Genomic DNA, 17,042 nt, shown 5'->3' with positions numbered 1-17,042 from the left:
AGGCGTGGGAAACGTGCTTATTCCACACGCGAATCAAGACTGCGACGGTCATCACAAAACCGCGTCTTGGCTGACAAGCTAGTAGACGCCCCGCGATGGGGCACTGATTAAATGGTGTTAATACTTTAATACTAGGGCCTTCTAAACCGCGGGTTTCGGCCAGCAAACACGGGGCTCTGCCTAAGCGACATCCCTCTGTAGGAGCTGCGGCACGCTGCGATCTTTTGATTTTTATTTAAGGATCAAGATCAAAAGATCGCAGCGTGCCGCAGCTCCTACAGGGGCGAACGGAGCAACTTGGTACGTGTTGTGCAAACGTTTGCGACCTGCCGATAACGGCTTTTTCGTAACAAAACCGTACAGGCCCGCAGAACCCGGGCCTCGATCCGCAAAAAAAGGACTTTGAATGCACGCTGCTTCCCTTCTTCGCGCCCCATTTGCGCGCACGTTTGCTGTTTCCCTGCTACTGACCGGCGTTACCGGAGTTCTCAGCCACAGCGCGTTGGCGCAACCGGCGCTGCCCGACGAGTCCGCCCAGGGTGAAGCCCTCAGCCCGGAAGCTGCCCCGCCGAAAAAAGGCGCGTATCTGTCGGACTGGTACAACCAGGACCTGACACTGATCGGCAGCAAGGACATCAGTTTCGGCCCGCAACCGGCCGACGATATCTATCTGGAATACGAGTACTTCGGGCGCAAGGGGCCGTTCGAGCTGTACGGCTATGTCGACATTCCGAAGATCTTCAACATCGGCAACAGCCACGACAAAGGCGTGTGGGATCACGGCTCACCGGTGTTCATGGAACACGAGCCGCGCATCTCCATCGACTACCTCGCCGGCCGCAGCCTGGCCATCGGCCCGTTCAAGGAATGGTACGTGGCGTTCGACTGGATCTACGATCACGGCAGCCGTAAAGAGAACCGCGCCAACACCCTGTACAGCGGCTTCGGCACTGACATCGACACCCATTCGCGGGTCAACCTGTCGGCCAACCTGTACGGTCGCTACCAGTGGGAAAACTACGGTGCGAGCAATGAGTATTCATGGGACGGCTACCGCGCGCAGCTCAAGTACATCGTGCCCATCGACAAATTCAGCAACGGCGCGTCGCTGACCTACATCGGTTTCACCAACTTCGATTTCGGCTCGGACATTCACAAGGACAACCCGGCGCGCACCGCCAATGCCACGGTGGCGACCAACGTGCTGTTGTACTCGTTCACCCACCTGCGCTTCACCCTGGTCGGCCGTTACTTCCATAACGGCGGCAACTGGGAGGACGGCAGTGAGTTGAACTTCGGCGACGGCAATTTCCGCGCGCGCTCCAACGGTTGGGGTTACTACGCCGGCATCGGCTACCAGTTCTGAAATCAGGAGATTCTCATGCAAGCAATGACGCGTCTGACCCTGGCCGCTGCGGCCCTGCTCTCTTCCACTACTTGGGCGGCTGAAGCGCCGATCCAGCCGAAAGTCGTGCTGATCACCATGTTCGCCCCCGAGGCGCAGAACTGGATCGAGCGCCTCGACCTGAAACAGGAAATCCGCGTACCGGGGCTGTCCGCCGAGTACCCGAGCATTCGCTGCAACAGCCAGCAGGTGTGCCTGCTGACCACCGGCATGGGCCAGACCAACGCCGCGGCTTCGACCCTGGCCCTGGCGCTGTCGCCGAAATTCGATCTACGCAAAAGCTACTTCCTGATCGCGGGTATCGCCGGGATTAGCCCGAAACACGGGACCATCGGCACTGCGGCGTGGGCGCATTACCTGGTGGAATTCGGTACCCAATGGGAGCTGGATTCGCGCGATGCGCCGGCGAGCTGGCCGACCGGTTACCTCGGCATCAACACCAAAGGCCCGAACGAAAAACCGCCGTTGGACTACAAGACCGAAGTCTTCGAACTCAACCCGAAACTGCAGGCCAAAGCCTTCGCCCTGAGCCACAAGGTCGAGCTGAGCGAGAGCAAGGAATCGGCAGCGTGGCGCCGCAAATACCCGTCGGCCCCGGCCAATCAGCCGCCGGTCGTCACCCGCTGCGACACATTGGCTGGCAACACCTGGTTCTCCGGTACACGCCTGAGCGAACGCGCCGAGGTCTGGACCAAATTGTTGACCGATAACAAGGGTGAATACTGCACCACACAACAGGAAGACAACTCCACTTACGAGGCCTTGTTACGCGCCAGTCGCGAAGGTCTGGTGGATGTGCAGCGTCTGGCCGTGGTGCGTGCCGGCTCTGACTTTGATCGTCCGGAGCCGGGCGGCAGCGAAGTGGACAATCTGTTGAAGTACGCCGATCAGGACGGGTTCGTGCCGGCGCTGGAAAACCTCTACCGCTCGGGCAATCCGCTGGTGCAGGACATTCTGAAACACTGGTCAGCGTGGGAAAACGGCGTCCCGCAATCCTGAGCCCAACAAAGAACCCTGTGGGAGCTGGCTTGCCAGCGATGGCATCAGTTCAGTCAACATCTCCATCGACTGTTCTATTGCTATCGCTGGCAAGCCAGCTCCCACAGGCTATGCGGTGTCTGGAAGATCAGGGAATCAGGATGACCTTGTCGCCACTGCCCTGATTCACCTGCGCGTAGCTGTCTACCCCCTCCGCCAATGGCACCTCCACCAACCCCTGCGGCAACGGCAACAGATCCTCATCGAAGAACCGCCCAAACTGCTCAAGCATCACCGCACAGGCTTGCACGCCGTACAGCAGCGAGTTGATCCCGACCACCGAACCGCCCTTGCGGTACAACGCCAGCGCCGGCAATTGCACATGGCCATCGACCGGTGCGGCGATGATCGCGATGCGGCCGAACGCGGCCAATGCCGCCACCGAGGCGGGCAGCCAGAAGCCGGTGGTGTCGAAGATCACGTCAGCGCCACCGCTATACACCGCGTTGACCTGCGCGCCGAGGTCTTCGGGTTTATCCAGCTGAATCGTCTGGAAGCCCTGCGCCTGCAACTCCTTAACCTGCTCCGGCCGCCGCGCAGCCGCGAGGATTTGCGCACCACGCACCTTGGCCAGCGCCAACGCCGCCGTGGCCACCGCGCCGCCGCCGATCACCAACAAACGGGTTTCAGCGCTCACCAGACTGCGCTCCAGCGCATCCCACGCCGTGGTGTAAGGCACACCGAGGCTGGCCGCCTGGGCGAAACTCAAGTGCGACGGTTTGTGCGCCACACCATTGGCCGGCAGTTTGACGAACTGCGCGTGCGAGCCATCGGCGAAAAAGCCCAGCTCACGCCCGGTGCCCCAGACTTCCTGACCGAGCAACGCCTGCGGGCCTTCGACCACGACACCGGCAAAATCACGCCCGGGAATCCGCGGCAACGTGGTGTACGGAAACCGCCCGAGCACGCTCTTCACATCGCTGGGGTTCAGACCGGCGGCCTTGATCTCGACCAGCACTTCACCAGCACTCGGTACGGGTTTGGCGACATCGACGAAGCGCAGGGAGGACAGTTCGCCGGTTTTATCGAATTGCAGTGCTTTCATGAGGACATCCATCAAAGGGAAAAAGGAATTCAGGACAGCCAACCGGCGACCAGTTGCCGGCCCATCGGCCACAACTGCTCACCCGCAAGCATGCCCAGCAGCCCCACCAGCGCGATGGCCGGTGGTGCCGGGGAACGGAAGTCCAGTGCGCCATAGAGCAGGCCGACACCCAGACCGATGGCCAGCGAAATCAGGTAGTTCATGGGGAAACTCCGCCTCGTGAAAGGAATGGGCAGAGTCTAGGGAAGGATGGGCAGAGGTGTCGGCCAAGGACTTCTGAATTTCGGCCAAAAGCCCGACCCCCCCTGTAGGAGCTGCCGCAGGCTGCGATCTTTTGACTTTGATTTTGAAAACAAGATCAAAAGATCGCAGCCTGCGGCAGCTCCTACAGGGATCGGGTTCAGGCCGTGGGGAATTGCGAAGGTGCCACACCCAGCTCGCGCCGGAACATGTCACTGAAACTGCTCGGCGAATACCCCAGCTCGCGAGCGATCGCGCTCACCGGCACGCCCTGAATCAACTCGGCCACCGCCGTCGCCAGTTGCACCTGCCGCCGCCATTCGGCGAAGCCCATGCCGAGGCTGTCCTTGAACAGCCGCGCCAGCGTGCGCACGCTGGCCCCGGCGTTTTCCGCGTGCTGTTCGAACGGAATGTCCAGCGACGGTGCCGCCATCACCGCCTGGCACAGATTCATCAGACGCCGGTCGGAATCGTCCGGCAGCGGGATCTTCAATTGCGAGCGCCGGGCACGCTTGAGCTCCAGCAACGCCAGCCCGACCAAGGCGTCGTAATAAGCCGACTCACCGCTGTCGCCCTGCTCCACCAGCCCGACGATCAACTCACGCAACAGCCCACCGACCTCGATCACCTGCACCGTCGGATCCAGCGTTGCCGCCAGCACCGGGCGCAGGTAGATATTGCGCATTTGCAAGTCCGAGACCACGCGAATTCCATGCGGCACCCCGGGTGGCAACCACACCGCGCGCTGCGGCGGCACCACCAGTGCCTCATGCGGGGTCTCGACCCACATCACTCCGCTCATCGCATACAGCAACTGCCCCCAGACATGCTCGTGCGGCTCGATGAACAACCCGCGCGGATAAGTGCGCGCCAGCGGTTGCACCGGCACATCGGTATCCGTGAGATCGGGGGGTGCGGCGAGGGCCATGGCGAGCATTCATTGGGGTTGGCGGAAGGCGCATGGTAACCAGTCGGTCACAGCGTCGACAACGATAGATACCGTCGGACAATCCGAGTGAATTTTCCCGACGCGCCGCGATCCTTCTAATACCACAGGGAGGATTACGGGCTTTATGAACAACGCAAAACTGTTTGTCATCGATTACACCCTTCACGGCACGCCCAAGTCGTTCATTATCCGCTCGGACAGAATGGACAACGCCGAGGCGTGGCACTGGGCAAGCTGCGACGCCGGTGTGGGTCGCATCCCGCGTTTCGGCCGGGAAAAAGTGCAAAAGACCAGCAAACCGATGGCGGAGAAATTCGGCGTGGAAAATGTCACATGGCGACCGGCGAGCTAGACTCTCGTCAGGCGATGGGGACTCTTTGGGGGCTTACACAATGACCAGCATCTTCAGCCCGGCGCATCTGGATTACGGACTGGACAGCCTGTTCGGACGTATCACCAAAAGCGTGGACTGTCAGGTGGGTCTTGAGGCTGTCGAAGACGACCCGTATAGCTTCGCCCTGCGCGTACCGGCGCCGTTACCAGAAGACCTGGACCAGGCGAAAACCGTGGTGGTCAGGGTCGACGGGCGACGACTGCAAGGCACGGTGCGCCGTACCGAACGGCTGGATGATGAAAGCCTGAAACTGCAAGTGGAGCCTGATTAGGCTCCACTTTTTTTGCGCGCGGTTATTTGGGGTGGGCGCAATGGCAGCCTTTGCTTGAACACTCTTCACCGCCCTTGTGGTGGTGAGCGCAGGCTTCACAGCAATAGTGCTTGCCGTGTACGGCGTAAGAGTGGTCGCCTTCTTTGATGGTGCATTTGCAGTTGGGGCAGTCGCATTTTCTATCGGGCATGGGGGCAGACTCCTTTTTTTGGTGGTTGTCTGGGCTTTTGGGATAAGCCGTAAATACCAGTGTAGGAGCTGCCGCAGGCTGCGATCTTTTGATCTGGTTTTTTTCGGGAATTGGGTGAATATCCGTTTCTTCGGGTACTGCCGCTGGCGGTTTCGCTCTTACAGCGAGTCACCTTTTCCAGACGCCGAAAAGGTAACCCAAAAGGCTTTGCCCCCGGCGTACGGCACTTCGCTGGGGCTCAGTGTTCCCTCGCTACGGTGTCCATCCGGGGGCATCGCCTCCGGTTTGCTTCGCTGCACCTCCTCTCGATGTATGCGGCTCCGCCGCATGGCGCTGCGCGCCTAACTCCCGGATGGACACCTTCGCTCGGCCTGCCGAAGGGGCTGAAGATCAAAAGCCACATGAAAAGCCAAAGCCAAAGCCAAAGCCAAAGCGGATCAAAAGATCACAGCCTTCGGCAGTTCCTACATGGGATTGGGTGTATTCAGTTGGAGATTGGTCGGCTGACAGGCCGCCTTCGCGAGCAAGCCCGGTCCCACAGTTGGGCCGGGTGCATCCGCAAGAGATTGGTCGGCTGTCAGGCCGCCATCGCCAGCAGGCTGACTCCTACAATTTAGAGTGCGTGCCCCCCATGCGGCGAAGCCGCCCCACTCAACACAATGAGCGTTAGCTCGAGTAAAGCTTTTGATCTCAGGGCCCGTCGGCAGGCTGAGTGGAGGGATTTATCCGGGGGTGGGAGCGCAGCGACCGTTTGGCGAAGCCAAACACAGCGAGAGGAGGTGCAGCGAAGCAAACCGTAGGCGCTGCCCCCCGGATGAATCCCGCAGCGAAGGAACCCGAGCCTAGGCGAGGGCCGAACGTCAGGGTAAAGCCTTTTTGGTTACTTTTTCGGCGTCTGGAAAAAGTGACCCGCCGTAAGGGCGGAACCCTAAGCCGCCGTTACCGCAGCAACGGATATACACCCAAAACTCAATCAGAACCCCGAACACTACTCCGATACATAAAAACCAAAGCCAACCCCAGACACACCATCGCCAACACCCGCGAAGACGAAAGCTCGATCGCCGGATTCCCCAACCAGCCAAAATTATCAATCAACATCCCCATCCCCAGCTGACCAACAATCACCGCAACAGTCGCCACCGCAGTCCCCACAACAGGCACCGCACCGACCATGACCATCATGTAAACCACCCCAAACAGCGCCCCGCAGACCTGCCACTTCGGCACATCAAACAAACTCACCGCATGCGCCGGTTCAAAAAACACAATCAACAACCCGGTGACCACCGCCCCGACGAAAAACGTCAGCAAACTGCTGCGCAATACCCCGACGCTTTCACCGAGGCGTCCATTGATTGCCGCCTGGACGCTCAACACCGCGCCAGCCAACACCACCACTGCCAACAAAATAACCAGACTCATATTCTCAACCCCGCGCAATCAGAACCAATGCCACCACAATCAAGCCCAACGCCAGCCACCGCTCGGCATTGACCTTCTTGCGCGTCGCGCCGAACCAGCCGAAATGGTCGATCAGCACACTCTTGCCGACCTGCCCGGAGAGAATCGCGATCATCGTCATCGCAATCCCGATATGTGGGGTCGCCAGGGTCAGCACCACCACATAGATCGGCCCGAGAAAGCCGCCGATCAATTGCCAGCGCGGCAGTTCGGTCAGCGCCGGGCCTTTCTGCGGGCCGGCGAACAACAGCAGCAAAAACAGAATCGCCGAACCCACGCCGAAGATGCTCAAAGTCGCCCACAGATGCCCGACCTGCTCCCCCAACGGCCCCAGCAATCCGGCCTCCACCGACAGGCCCATGCCGGCCAGAATCACCAGCGGCAGCAACAACAGGCGCAACCACGACCGGGTCGCCGGCGCCGCCACACTCACTTCATCCAATGTCTGCATCATCCAAAACCCACGCAAGTAAACGATGGCGCGGATTATCGGCTGGCGCAGCTGTGCGATAAATGGGAGCATCCTGACAACACTTTTGCGCAACTCGCACAGCAGGACGATCCATGCATGGGCTGAACGAACTGGGATTCAAGGCGCTGAGGCTGTTTGTGGCGGTGCTCGACCACGGCAGTTTTTCCGAAGTCGCCCGACGCGAGGGCGTGGCGCCCTCTTCGATCTCGCGGCAGATTCAGTTGATGGAGCAGGCGCTGAACCAGCAATTGCTCTACCGCCACACCCGCGCTGTGACGCCGACCGAGGCCGGGCGCATGCTCGGCCACCATGCGCGGCTGGTGCTGGTGCAACTGGAGGAAGCCGAGCAAGCGTTGCAGGAGCAGCAAAGCGAACCCACCGGGCTGGTGCGGATCAACGCGCCGGTGGTGTTCGGCCAACGGCATCTGACGCCGTGGCTCGGTCAGTTGTGCGCGCGCTATCCAAAGCTGCAACTGGACATCCAGCAGACTGACCATTACGTCGACCCATTGCAGGAAGGCGCCGACCTGCTGTTTCGCATAGGCCCGATGCACGACTCAAGCATGCAGGCGCGGATTCTGGCGCCGCACCGCTTTCAGGTTGCGGCCAGCCCGGCTTACCTGAAGCGTCACGGCACGCCGCAACATCCCGACGAACTCGCGCAACACCAGTGCCTGGCCTACAAAGGTGCGACCGGTCAGCAACGCTGGTTCTTCCGTCAGGGCCAGGGCGACTGGACACCCTGGTCGGTCAAAGGCCCGATCACCGGCAACCACGCCGACACCCTCACCCAGGCCGCCGAGCAAGGCCTGGGGCTGGTGATGTTTCCGTCATGGCTGATTGGTGAGGCGGTGCGCGAAGGCACGCTGGTGCCGGTGTTGCGCGAGTATCAGGTATCGAACAGCCTGGAGCCGCAGCAGATCGCGGTGCTGTGGCCGGGGAGCCGAAGGTTGTCGGTGAAGGTGCGGACGGTAATTGATTTCTTTGTCGAGTGCTTTGGTGAAGTGCCGTACTGGGACAGACCTTAATCCTTACACCGTCCCCGTGTAGGAGCTGCCGAAGGCTGCGATCTTTTGATCTTGCTGTTTAAAAAATCAAAAGATCGCAGCCTTCGGCAGCTCCTACACGGTTTGTGTAAAACGTTAAATACGGAACTGGCCCACCAGTTTGCCCAATCGCTGGCCAAGTTCCGCCAGACTGCGCGAAGTCTGCGCGCCCAACTGGGTCTCATCCGCCACGCTGTCCACCGCCACCGCGATCTGATGCACGCTGCGGTTGATCTCTTCGGCCACTGCCGTTTGTTCCTCGGCAGCACTGGCGATCTGCGCGTTCATCGAGTTGATGGTCGCGATCAAGTCAGCCATGGCGTCCAGCGACGCCCCGGCCTGATTGGCCTGTGCCGAGGTACCATCGCCCGCTTCACTGGAACGGCGCATCGCCTCGACCGCCGACTGCGTACCCGCTTGCAGGCGATCAATCATCCCTTGAATCTCCTGGGTGCTGATCTGCGTGCGGCTGGCCAGTGCCCGCACTTCGTCCGCCACCACCGCAAAACCGCGCCCGGCCTCCCCGGCGCGCGCCGCTTCAATCGCGGCGTTGAGTGCCAGCAGATTGGTCTGCTCGGCAATCGAGCGGATCACCCCGAGCACGCCGACAATCGACGACACGTCCTGCTGCAGGCTGTCGAGCGACACGCCGCTGCTGCGAATATCATCCACCAGCGCATGAATCTGCTTGATGCTGCCGGCCACCACGCGTTTGGCGCTCTGCCCTTCTTCATCAGTCTGCTGCGCGGCGACCGCGGCGTTCTGCGCGCTCTTGGCGACTTCCTGGGCAGCGGCGGACATCTCGTTGATCGCCGTGGCGACCTGATCGGTCTCGTGGCGCTGACGCTCCATGGCCTGATCGGAACGCTGGGCCTGATCCGATACCTGGGTGACCAGGCCGGTCAGTTGCGTGGTCATCTCGGTGATCTGCCGCACCAGACCGTGGATTTTGTCGACGAAGCGGTTGAACGAGCCGGCCAGTTCGCCGAGTTCGTCCTGGCTGGTGATGTTCAACCGGCGGGTCAGATCGCCCTCGCCCGCCGCGATGTCGTCGAGGTTGGCTTTCATCAGGTTCAACGGCCGCAGAATGGTGTTGGCCAACAGCATCCCGGCGATGGCAATCACCAACAGCACCAGCACCGCCACGCCGACGATACTGAGGATCACGCCTTGCATGCGCTCCTGCACTTGTGCCTCGACCACTGCCACTTGCGCTTCAATGCCGTCGAGGTTGACCGAGGTACCGACCGCCATGTCCCACTTCGCCAGGTATTCGGTGTAGCCGAGTTTCGGCACCAGCACACTGGCATTGCCCGGCAGTGGCGAGCTGTATTGCAGATAGTGGGTGCCGTCCTTCGCCACTTTCACCAGGCCGAGGTTGACGTAGACGCCGTTGGGGTCGCGGTTGTCCTTGAAGCTTTTGCCCACGCCTTCAGGATCGTTGGCCTTGAACAGGCGCACGGTCTCGGAGTCGTAGCCGAAGAAGTAGCCGTCCTTGCCGTAGCGGATGCCCGACAGCAGCTTGATCGCCTGCGCCCGCGCCGCGTTGTCACCGGGGGCGGCAGCGTCGTACAGCGGTTTGATCGTGGTCATGGCCACGGCGACGTAACTTTGCAGGGTGGCCTTGGCGTCGGCGAGCAGGCGCTCGCGGGTCTGCTCGACCTCGGTGTGCGCCTGTTGCTGGAGGATGAACAGCGTGGTCAGGCTGATGACCAGCGCAAAGAGCAGCACCGGCAGGACGGCAAGGGACAGGACTTTGGCCTTGAGACTCAAGCGCATTGGGGGGCTCACTCTTTTGGTTTTATTGGCGTGGTTAAAGGCGTTAACGGCACGCGCGAGCAAAAGTTGAACCCAAAAAAGATCGCAGCCTTCGGCAGCTCCTACACCAATCTCTGTAGGAGCTGCCGAAGGCTGCGATCTTTTGATCTTCAGCTTTTAATCAGAGGACCATCGCGGCCACCCAGCCAAACGCCAGCAGCGGCAGGTTGTAATGCAGGAAGGTCGGGACCACGGTGTCCCAGATGTGGTGATGCTGGCCATCGACGTTCAGACCGGAGGTCGGGCCCAGCGTCGAGTCGGAGGCCGGCGAGCCGGTATCGCCCAGCGCCCCGGCGGTGCCGACGATGCACACGATGGCCATCGGGCTGAAGCCCAGTTGCACGCACAGCGGCACGAAAATCGCCGCCAGAATCGGCACCGTGGAGAACGACGAGCCGATACCGATGGTCACCATCAGGCCCACCAGCAGCATCAGCAACGCGCCGATCGCCTGGCTGTGATCGATCCACGCCGCCGCGCTTTCCACCAGCGAGCGCACTTCGCCGGTGGCCTTGAGCACTTCGGCAAAACCCGAGGCGGAGATCATGATGAAGCCGATCATCGCCATCATCTTCATGCCTTCGGTGAACAGGTCGTCGGTCTCGCGCCACTTGACGATGCCCGAGGCCGAGAAGATCAGGAACCCGGCCAGTGCGCCGATAATCATCGAGTCCAGCAGCAACTGAATGATGAACGCGGCGGCAATCGCCAGACCGGCAATGGCGATGGTCTTCGGGTTGTACGCCACGCTGACTTGCTCGACTTGTTCGATCTTCTGCAGATCGTAAACGCGCTTCTTGCGATAGCTGAAAAACACCGCCAGCAACAGGCCGAAGACCATGCCCAGCGCCGGAATCGCCATGGCGTGCATGACGTTGATCTGGCTGATATCGACCCCGGCCTTGCTGACGTTGGCCAGCAGGATCTGGTTGAGGAAAATGTTGCCGAACCCCACCGGGAACACCATGTACGGGGTGATCAGGCCGAAGGTTATGACGCAGGCGATCAACCGGCGATCCAGCTGCAACTTGGTCAGTACATAAAGCAGCGGCGGCACCAGCAGCGGAATGAACGCAATGTGGATCGGCAGGATGTTCTGCGAGGCAATCGCCACCACCCACAGCAGACCGATCAGCAGCCATTTGACGCTGCCGCCGCCGGTCGAATGCTGACGATCGACCATCGCCAGGGCCTTGTCGGCCAGCGCGTGGGCCAGGCCGGACTTGGCAATCGCCACGGCGAAAGCGCCGAGCAACGCGTAGGACAACGCCACCGTCGCCCCGCCACCCAGGCCGCTGTTGAACGCCTTGAGCGTGGCGTCGATGCCCAGACCACCGGTCAGGCCACCGACCAGCGCACCGACGATCAGGGCAATCACCACGTGCACGCGGGACAGGCTGAGGATCAGCATGACGCCGACCGCAGCAATCACTGCATTCATTTCACTACCTCAAAAACACTGCGATGAACGATCACCGCCAGACAGGATGAGTCCGCCAACGGTTAACCGGCGGATTTGCAAAGAGGGTCTTATTAGAAGGGCGCGCACTGTGCCGCAGAGTGGCGATGGTGTCAAAGCAACCGAATGTAACAACCGATGAACAACCCTGTAGGAGCTGCCGCAAGCTGCGATCTTTTGATTTTGATTTTTAAAAAACAAGATCAAAAGATCGCAGCCTGCGGCAGCTCCTACAGGGGATTGGTTGCATGCGGCAATTGGTCATATTGCGCTTGAGCAATAAAGAAAGGCGAAACGCGGCCGTTACAGTGCAAAGTCTCAGATATTTATCGAATAAGGACGTCTCCATGTCGCTCAGACAACTTTCCATTCAATGGAAAATCACCCTGCTCGCCGGCCTGTGCCTGGCGGGCATCGTGACCCTGCTGGTGGGTCTTTCGCTGTATCGCATGGAGCACAGCTCCGAGCTGGTGAAGGCTTCGAGCATGGAGATGCTGACCGAGTCGGCCCAGGCGCGCATTGAGTCGCAGGGTGAGGTGCAGGCTGCCGGGATTCGCCAGCAGTTCATGGACGCCTATCAATATGGCCACGGCTTCTCGCGGCAGGTGCTGTTCCTGCGCGAACAGGCCGAGAAGCGCTTCCTCGATGCCTTCGACCTGCGCGAAGACATGACCCGTCAGGTCAAGTCCGCGCTGCAGGCCAACCCGGACCTGCTCGGTCTGTCGCTGGTGTTCGAAGCCAACGCCTTGGATGGCAAGGATGAACTGTTCGCCGGTCAGGCTGAACTGGGCAGCAACGACAAGGGCCGCTTCGCCCTGTACTGGTCGCAGCCGACTCCCGGCAAAGTCACCTCGATGGCGCTGCCGGAAAGCGACATGGCCGACACCAGCACCGGCCCCAGCGGTCAGGCCGCCAACGCCTGGTTCACCTGCCCGCGCACCACGCTCAAACCGTGCGTGATCGAACCGTACTTCTATGTGATCGACGGCCAGAACGTGCTGATGACCAGCATCGTCTTCCCGCTGATGGTCAACGGTAAAGTCATCGCCTCGCTGTCGGTGGACATCAACCTCAACAGCCTGCAGGCGATCAGCCAGGGCGCGAGCAAAAAACTCTACGACGGCCAGACCGCCGTGAGCATCATCAGCCCCACCGGCCTGCTCGCCGGTTACAGCCCGGATGCGAGCAAACTGAGCAAGCGTCTGGATGCCGTGGACACCGTCAGCGGCGCTGAACTGTTGCGTCAGCTCGCGGCCAGCAGCAGCGTCAGCAGCCTGCACAGCAACGGCCAGTTGAAAGTGCTGTCGCCGTTCCAGCCGATCCCCGGCGGGCCGTCGTGGGGCGTGTTGCTCGACGTGCCGGAAAAGGTTCTGGTCAGCCGCGCCGAAGCGCTCAAGCAGCAACTGGATGCGAGCAACAACTCCGGCACCCTGATCGAACTGAGCCTCGGCGTGCTGGCGGCATTGGTCGGTCTGCTGCTGGTGTGGCTGATGGCGCGCAGCGTGACCAAACCGATCCTCGGCGTCGCGCATATGCTCGAAGACATCGCCAGTGGTGAAGGTGATCTGACCCGCCGTCTGGCCTATGACAAGCAGGATGAACTCGGTCAACTGGCCGGCTGGTTCAACAAGTTCCTCGACAAGTTGCAGCCGATCATCGCCGAGGTGAAACGCTCGGTGCAGGACGCGCGCAACACCGCCGACCAGTCCTCGGCCATCGCCACTCAGACCAGCGCCGGCATGGAACAGCAATACCGTCAGGTCGATCAGGTCGCCACCGCCTCTCACGAAATGAGCGCCACCGCGCAGGACGTCGCACGCAGTGCTGCGCAAGCCGCTGAAGCCGCCAAGGACGCCGACCGCGCCACCCGCCAGGGCCTGACCGTGATCGACCGCACTACCGCAAGCATCGACACGCTCGCCGCCGACATGAGTGCGGCGATGTTTCAGGTCGAAGGGTTGGCCGCCAACAGCGAGAAGATCGGCACCGTGCTGGAAACCATCCGCGCCATCGCCGAACAGACCAACCTGCTGGCGCTCAACGCGGCGATCGAAGCCGCTCGCGCCGGTGAAGCCGGGCGTGGTTTTGCAGTGGTCGCCGACGAAGTGCGCAACCTCGCCCGCCGCACCCAAGAGTCGGTGGAAGAAACCCGTCAGGTCATCGAGCAACTGCAGACCGGCACCCAGGATGTGGTCGGGTCGATGGGCAACAGCCATCGTCAGGCGCAGGGCAGTGTCGAACAGGTCGGGCAAGCGGTGACCGCACTGCGCCAGATCGGCGACGCAGTGACAGTGATCAGCGACATGAACCTGCAGATCGCCAGCGCGGCGGAAGAACAGAGCGCGGTGGCCGAGGAGATCAACAACAACGTCGCGACCATTCGCGACGTAACCGAATCGCTGTCCGGACAGGCCAATGAGTCGGCGCGGGTGAGCCAGTCGCTGAACAGCCTGGCGAATCAGCAGCAGAGTCTGATGGATCAGTTCCGGGTCTGACGGCATCACCCTCCCCTGTAGGAGCTGCCGCAGGCTGCGATCTTTTGATCCTGTTTTTTAAGATCAAGATCAAAAGATCGCAGCCTGCGGCAGCTCCTACAGGGGGTTTGTGGTGTTTGGGGGATCAGCGTTTAGGCAGCTCGATCACCACCTTCAACCCGCCCCACTCGCTCTCGCCCAGCACCAGCAACCCGCCCCACGTCTCGACGATATCGCGCACGATCCCCAGTCCCAGACCATGCCCGTCAGTCTGCTCGTCGAGCCGCGTGCCACGGCTGAACACCTGCGTGCGTTGCTCTTCAGGAATCCCCGGCCCGTCATCCTCAACGCTCAGGGCGTAGCCATCTGTTCTTTCGATCACACTCAGACGCACTTCGGCATCCGCCCATTTGCAGGCGTTGTCCAGCAAGTTGCCGAGCAGTTCCAGCAAGTCCTCGCGGTCCCACGGCAGTTGCAGCCCCGGCGGCGCGACATAACTCAACGCCAGATGCTCGCCGTGGATCATGTTCAGCGTTGCCAGCAATCCCGGCAGTTCCGCATCGCAATCAAACAGCGCACCCGGCAGCGCATCACCTGACAACCGCGCGCGATTAAGCTCGCGATTGAGCCGCTGTTGCACCTGCTCCAACTGTTCCTTGAGTATCTTGCGCAGCTCCGGGTGGGCATCGAGTTTTTCGCTCGACGCCAGACTCAGCAGCACCGCCAGCGGCGTCTTCAGCGCATGTCCCAGGTTGCCCAGCGCATTGCGCGAGCGCTTGAGGCTGTCTTCGGTGTGCGCGAGCAAATGGTTGATCTGTGCCACCAGCGGCTCCAGTTCGACCGGCACCTGATCGTCCAGTTGCGAACGCTGGCCCTGCTGCAACTGGGCAATCTGCTCGCGCGCCCGTTCAAGTGGCTTCAACGCGCGCCGCACCGTCAGCCGTTGCAGCAGCAGAATCAGCAGCAAACCGGCCAGGCCCAACCCGAGGCCGATCTGGCGCATGCGCTGGAAGCTCTCGCGCACCGGGGTGTAATCCTGCGCAACGCTGATCGAAATCGACTGCCCCAGACGTCGATAGTCCGAACGCAATACCAGCAACTGCTGACCGTCCGGCCCCAGTTGCAGGTTGCTGTGCAAACCCGGGTGCTCCAGCAGTGGCAGATCCTGATCCCACAGCGAACGCGAGCGCCAGTGGCTGTCGGCAAAATCGATGCGGAAGTAATGCCCGGAAAACGGTCGCTGATAGGCCGGCGACAGGTGCCGCTCATCCAGTTGCAAACCTTGCGGGCCACGCACCAGCGCCACCAGCAGGCTTTCGCTGTCGTTGCGCAGACCGGCTTCGAGGTAACGCTGCAATCCCACTTCGAACAACCACAGGCTGGTTTGCGCCAGCACCAGACCGACGATCACCATCACGCTGATCAAGCCCAGGCTCAAACGGCGCTGGATCGACCTCACGAAGCTTGCCCGCCGAACAGGTAACCCTGGCCGCGACGGGTTTCGATCACGGCTTTACCGAGCTTGCGCCGCAGGTGGTTGACATGGACTTCGAGGACGTTGGAATCACGCTCGGTCTCGCCGTCGTAGAGGTGCTCGGCGAGGTGGGATTTCGACAGGATCTGTTCCGGGTGCAGCATGAAATAGCGCAGCAGGCGGAATTCGGCGGCGGTCAGCTGAATCTCGCTGCCGTCGCGAATCACGCACTGGCGACCTTCGTCCAGATGCAGGCCGGCGGCCTTGAGCGTCGGCTGGTTGGCCTGGCCCTTGGAGCGGCGCAGCAACGACTGCACCCGCAGGTGCAGCTCTTCGGGATGGAACGGTTTGGTCAGGTAATCGTCGGCGCCGGCCTTCAGGCCTTCGATGCGCTCGGCCCAGGAATCGCGGGCGGTGAGGATCAGCACCGGGGTCGACAGGCCACCGGCGCGCCATTGCGCCAGCACCTCCAGCCCGGGAACGCCGGGCAGGCCGAGGTCGAGAATGATCAGGTCATACGGCTCGCTGCTGCCCTGATAGACCGCATCACGCCCGTCCGCCAGCCAGTCCACCGCGTAGCCTTGGCGCTGCAGGCCGGCGATCAGTTCTTCGGCCAGCGGCACGTGGTCTTCCACCAGAAGCAAACGCATCGGTCAATCTTCCTTGTCTTTCACGAGTTCGCCGGTATCGGCCTTCAGGTGCAGCTCGCGCGCTACACCCTCGGCCGTCAGCAACTCGACTTCATAAACATAGACGTCGTGCTTTTCCTCCAGCTCGACCTCCAGCAGTTTGGCCCCCGGATAGCGATCCAGCGCCTGTTGCAAAACCTGCTCCAGCGGCAGGATCACCCCCTGCTGACGCAGCTTCAGCGCCTCGTCCTGATCGAGGTCGCGGGCCATCGCCGCCGAGCAAACAATCACAAGCGCCAACGCCGTGCGGCTGGTGGCGCGAACATTAGCCTTCATTACGTATCCTGATGATCCTTGAGAACCTGCCCAGTGACCGCGTCTAATTCCAGATCCCACTCCAGCCCTTGCGGATCACGCATTTCGACCTGGTAGACGTACTTGCCGTACTCCTCTTCCAGCTCGGTTTCGGTGATGGTCGAGCCCGGGTGTCTGGCCAGCGCCGTGGCGTTGAGCTTCTCGAAGGAGACGATAGTACCAGCGTCGCGCAGACGCAGGGCTTCATCGGGGCCAAGATCGCGGGCGTGGGCGAGGCTGGCGGTCAGGCCGATGATCGAGGCAATGGACAGGGCAGTCAGGGTTTTCATGGGTGTCTCCGTATTTTTATGTGCAGCTAC

The 17,042-nt window shown here is 61.3% G+C and carries 18 protein-coding genes and 2 pseudogenes; 7 read left to right on the top strand and 13 right to left on the bottom strand.

What is annotated here, in order from left to right:
• The first annotated feature begins 406 nt into the window (after positions 1-406).
• Positions 407-1,366 carry a nucleoside-specific channel-forming protein Tsx gene (locus tag JN524_RS14375; protein WP_027613853.1) on the top strand — a complete coding sequence of 320 codons (960 nt, stop codon included), beginning with the start codon at positions 407-409 and terminating at the stop codon, positions 1,364-1,366.
• 15 nt (positions 1,367-1,381) lie between these two features.
• Positions 1,382-2,404, top strand: a complete 1,023-nt coding sequence (locus tag JN524_RS14370; protein ID WP_202369744.1) for a purine-nucleoside phosphorylase — start codon at positions 1,382-1,384, stop codon at positions 2,402-2,404.
• A 127-nt stretch (positions 2,405-2,531) separates the two neighbouring features.
• Here JN524_RS14370 and JN524_RS14365 read toward each other — a convergent pair whose 3' ends face one another.
• The 3 genes from JN524_RS14365 to JN524_RS14355 form a co-directional block, all read right to left on the bottom strand.
• Positions 2,532-3,488 (bottom strand): quinone oxidoreductase family protein, encoded by a 957-nt coding sequence (locus JN524_RS14365; protein WP_202369743.1) that lies wholly within the window; start codon positions 3,486-3,488, stop codon positions 2,532-2,534.
• A 29-nt stretch (positions 3,489-3,517) separates the two neighbouring features.
• Complete coding sequence (locus JN524_RS14360) at positions 3,518-3,691, bottom strand: DUF1427 family protein (protein WP_007969534.1); 174 nt, start codon at positions 3,689-3,691, stop codon at positions 3,518-3,520.
• A 197-nt stretch (positions 3,692-3,888) separates the two neighbouring features.
• A complete protein-coding gene (locus tag JN524_RS14355) occupies positions 3,889-4,656 on the bottom strand; it encodes an AraC family transcriptional regulator (RefSeq protein WP_237403056.1) in 768 nt (255 codons plus the stop codon).
• 145 nt (positions 4,657-4,801) lie between these two features.
• Here JN524_RS14355 and JN524_RS14350 point away from each other — a divergent pair, with 145 nt between their 5' ends.
• Positions 4,802-5,029: a DUF6555 family protein gene (locus JN524_RS14350; protein ID WP_027613849.1), complete on the top strand. Its 228-nt coding sequence runs from the start codon at positions 4,802-4,804 to the stop codon at positions 5,027-5,029.
• 40 nt (positions 5,030-5,069) lie between these two features.
• Positions 5,070-5,342 (top strand): hypothetical protein, encoded by a 273-nt coding sequence (locus JN524_RS14345; protein WP_202369741.1) that lies wholly within the window; start codon positions 5,070-5,072, stop codon positions 5,340-5,342.
• A 22-nt stretch (positions 5,343-5,364) separates the two neighbouring features.
• Here JN524_RS14345 and JN524_RS14340 read toward each other — a convergent pair whose 3' ends face one another.
• From JN524_RS14340 to JN524_RS14330, 3 genes are all read right to left on the bottom strand, one after another.
• Positions 5,365-5,532: a metallothionein gene (locus JN524_RS14340; protein ID WP_003223525.1), complete on the bottom strand. Its 168-nt coding sequence runs from the start codon at positions 5,530-5,532 to the stop codon at positions 5,365-5,367.
• Between the two features lie 969 nt (positions 5,533-6,501).
• Complete coding sequence (locus tag JN524_RS14335) at positions 6,502-6,957, bottom strand: DMT family transporter (protein ID WP_202369740.1); 456 nt, start codon at positions 6,955-6,957, stop codon at positions 6,502-6,504.
• Positions 6,958-6,961: 4 nt separating this feature from the next.
• Positions 6,962-7,447 (bottom strand): DMT family transporter, encoded by a 486-nt coding sequence (locus tag JN524_RS14330; RefSeq protein ID WP_202369878.1) that lies wholly within the window; start codon positions 7,445-7,447, stop codon positions 6,962-6,964.
• Between the two features lie 113 nt (positions 7,448-7,560).
• On the opposite strand from JN524_RS14330, the gene JN524_RS14325 reads away from it, so the two are divergent.
• Positions 7,561-8,496: a LysR family transcriptional regulator gene (locus JN524_RS14325; protein WP_202369739.1), complete on the top strand. Its 936-nt coding sequence runs from the start codon at positions 7,561-7,563 to the stop codon at positions 8,494-8,496.
• A gap of 114 nt (positions 8,497-8,610) precedes the next feature.
• Here JN524_RS14325 and JN524_RS27510 read toward each other — a convergent pair whose 3' ends face one another.
• The 3 genes and pseudogenes from JN524_RS27510 to JN524_RS14315 form a co-directional block, all read right to left on the bottom strand.
• Positions 8,611-9,366 carry a methyl-accepting chemotaxis protein gene (locus tag JN524_RS27510; RefSeq protein ID WP_371917818.1) on the bottom strand — a complete coding sequence of 252 codons (756 nt, stop codon included), beginning with the start codon at positions 9,364-9,366 and terminating at the stop codon, positions 8,611-8,613.
• A 102-nt stretch (positions 9,367-9,468) separates the two neighbouring features.
• Positions 9,469-10,293, bottom strand: a pseudogene (locus JN524_RS27505) (cache domain-containing protein); the annotation flags it as partial.
• A 160-nt stretch (positions 10,294-10,453) separates the two neighbouring features.
• Positions 10,454-11,773, bottom strand: a complete 1,320-nt coding sequence (locus JN524_RS14315; protein WP_202369737.1) for a Na+/H+ antiporter family protein — start codon at positions 11,771-11,773, stop codon at positions 10,454-10,456.
• A gap of 266 nt (positions 11,774-12,039) precedes the next feature.
• Between JN524_RS14315 and JN524_RS27500 the strand changes: the two are divergent.
• Both JN524_RS27500 and JN524_RS27495 read left to right on the top strand, forming a co-directional pair.
• Positions 12,040-13,428: pseudogene (locus tag JN524_RS27500) on the top strand (HAMP domain-containing protein); the annotation flags it as partial.
• A gap of 102 nt (positions 13,429-13,530) precedes the next feature.
• Positions 13,531-14,286, top strand: coding sequence for a methyl-accepting chemotaxis protein (locus JN524_RS27495; RefSeq protein ID WP_442964274.1), 756 nt, complete (start codon positions 13,531-13,533; stop codon positions 14,284-14,286).
• A gap of 124 nt (positions 14,287-14,410) precedes the next feature.
• Here JN524_RS27495 and JN524_RS14305 read toward each other — a convergent pair whose 3' ends face one another.
• Genes JN524_RS14305 through JN524_RS14290 form a run of 4 tightly spaced genes read right to left on the bottom strand, consistent with a single transcriptional unit; the run spans position 14,411 to position 17,012 of the window.
• Positions 14,411-15,724: a sensor histidine kinase gene (locus JN524_RS14305; RefSeq protein WP_098968034.1), complete on the bottom strand. Its 1,314-nt coding sequence runs from the start codon at positions 15,722-15,724 to the stop codon at positions 14,411-14,413.
• Positions 15,721-16,389 (bottom strand): response regulator transcription factor, encoded by a 669-nt coding sequence (locus JN524_RS14300; protein WP_202369735.1) that lies wholly within the window; start codon positions 16,387-16,389, stop codon positions 15,721-15,723. The genes JN524_RS14305 and JN524_RS14300 overlap by 4 nt, the downstream gene beginning before the upstream one ends.
• Positions 16,390-16,392: 3 nt before the next feature.
• Positions 16,393-16,704, bottom strand: a complete 312-nt coding sequence (locus JN524_RS14295) for a PepSY domain-containing protein (protein ID WP_202369734.1) — start codon at positions 16,702-16,704, stop codon at positions 16,393-16,395.
• The gene (locus JN524_RS14290) at positions 16,704-17,012 is read right to left on the bottom strand and encodes a PepSY domain-containing protein (protein ID WP_027614000.1); all 309 of its coding nucleotides are present in this window, start codon (positions 17,010-17,012) and stop codon (positions 16,704-16,706) included. The genes JN524_RS14295 and JN524_RS14290 overlap by 1 nt, the downstream gene beginning before the upstream one ends.
• Between the last annotated feature and the right edge of the window lie 30 nt (positions 17,013-17,042).

The sequence above is a fragment of the Pseudomonas sp. MWU318 genome, from assembly GCF_016756945.1.
GTDB lineage: Bacteria > Pseudomonadota > Gammaproteobacteria > Pseudomonadales > Pseudomonadaceae > Aquipseudomonas > Aquipseudomonas putida_A.
Note: the sequence above shows the minus strand (reverse complement) of the source record. Positions and strands in the feature narration are given on the sequence as shown.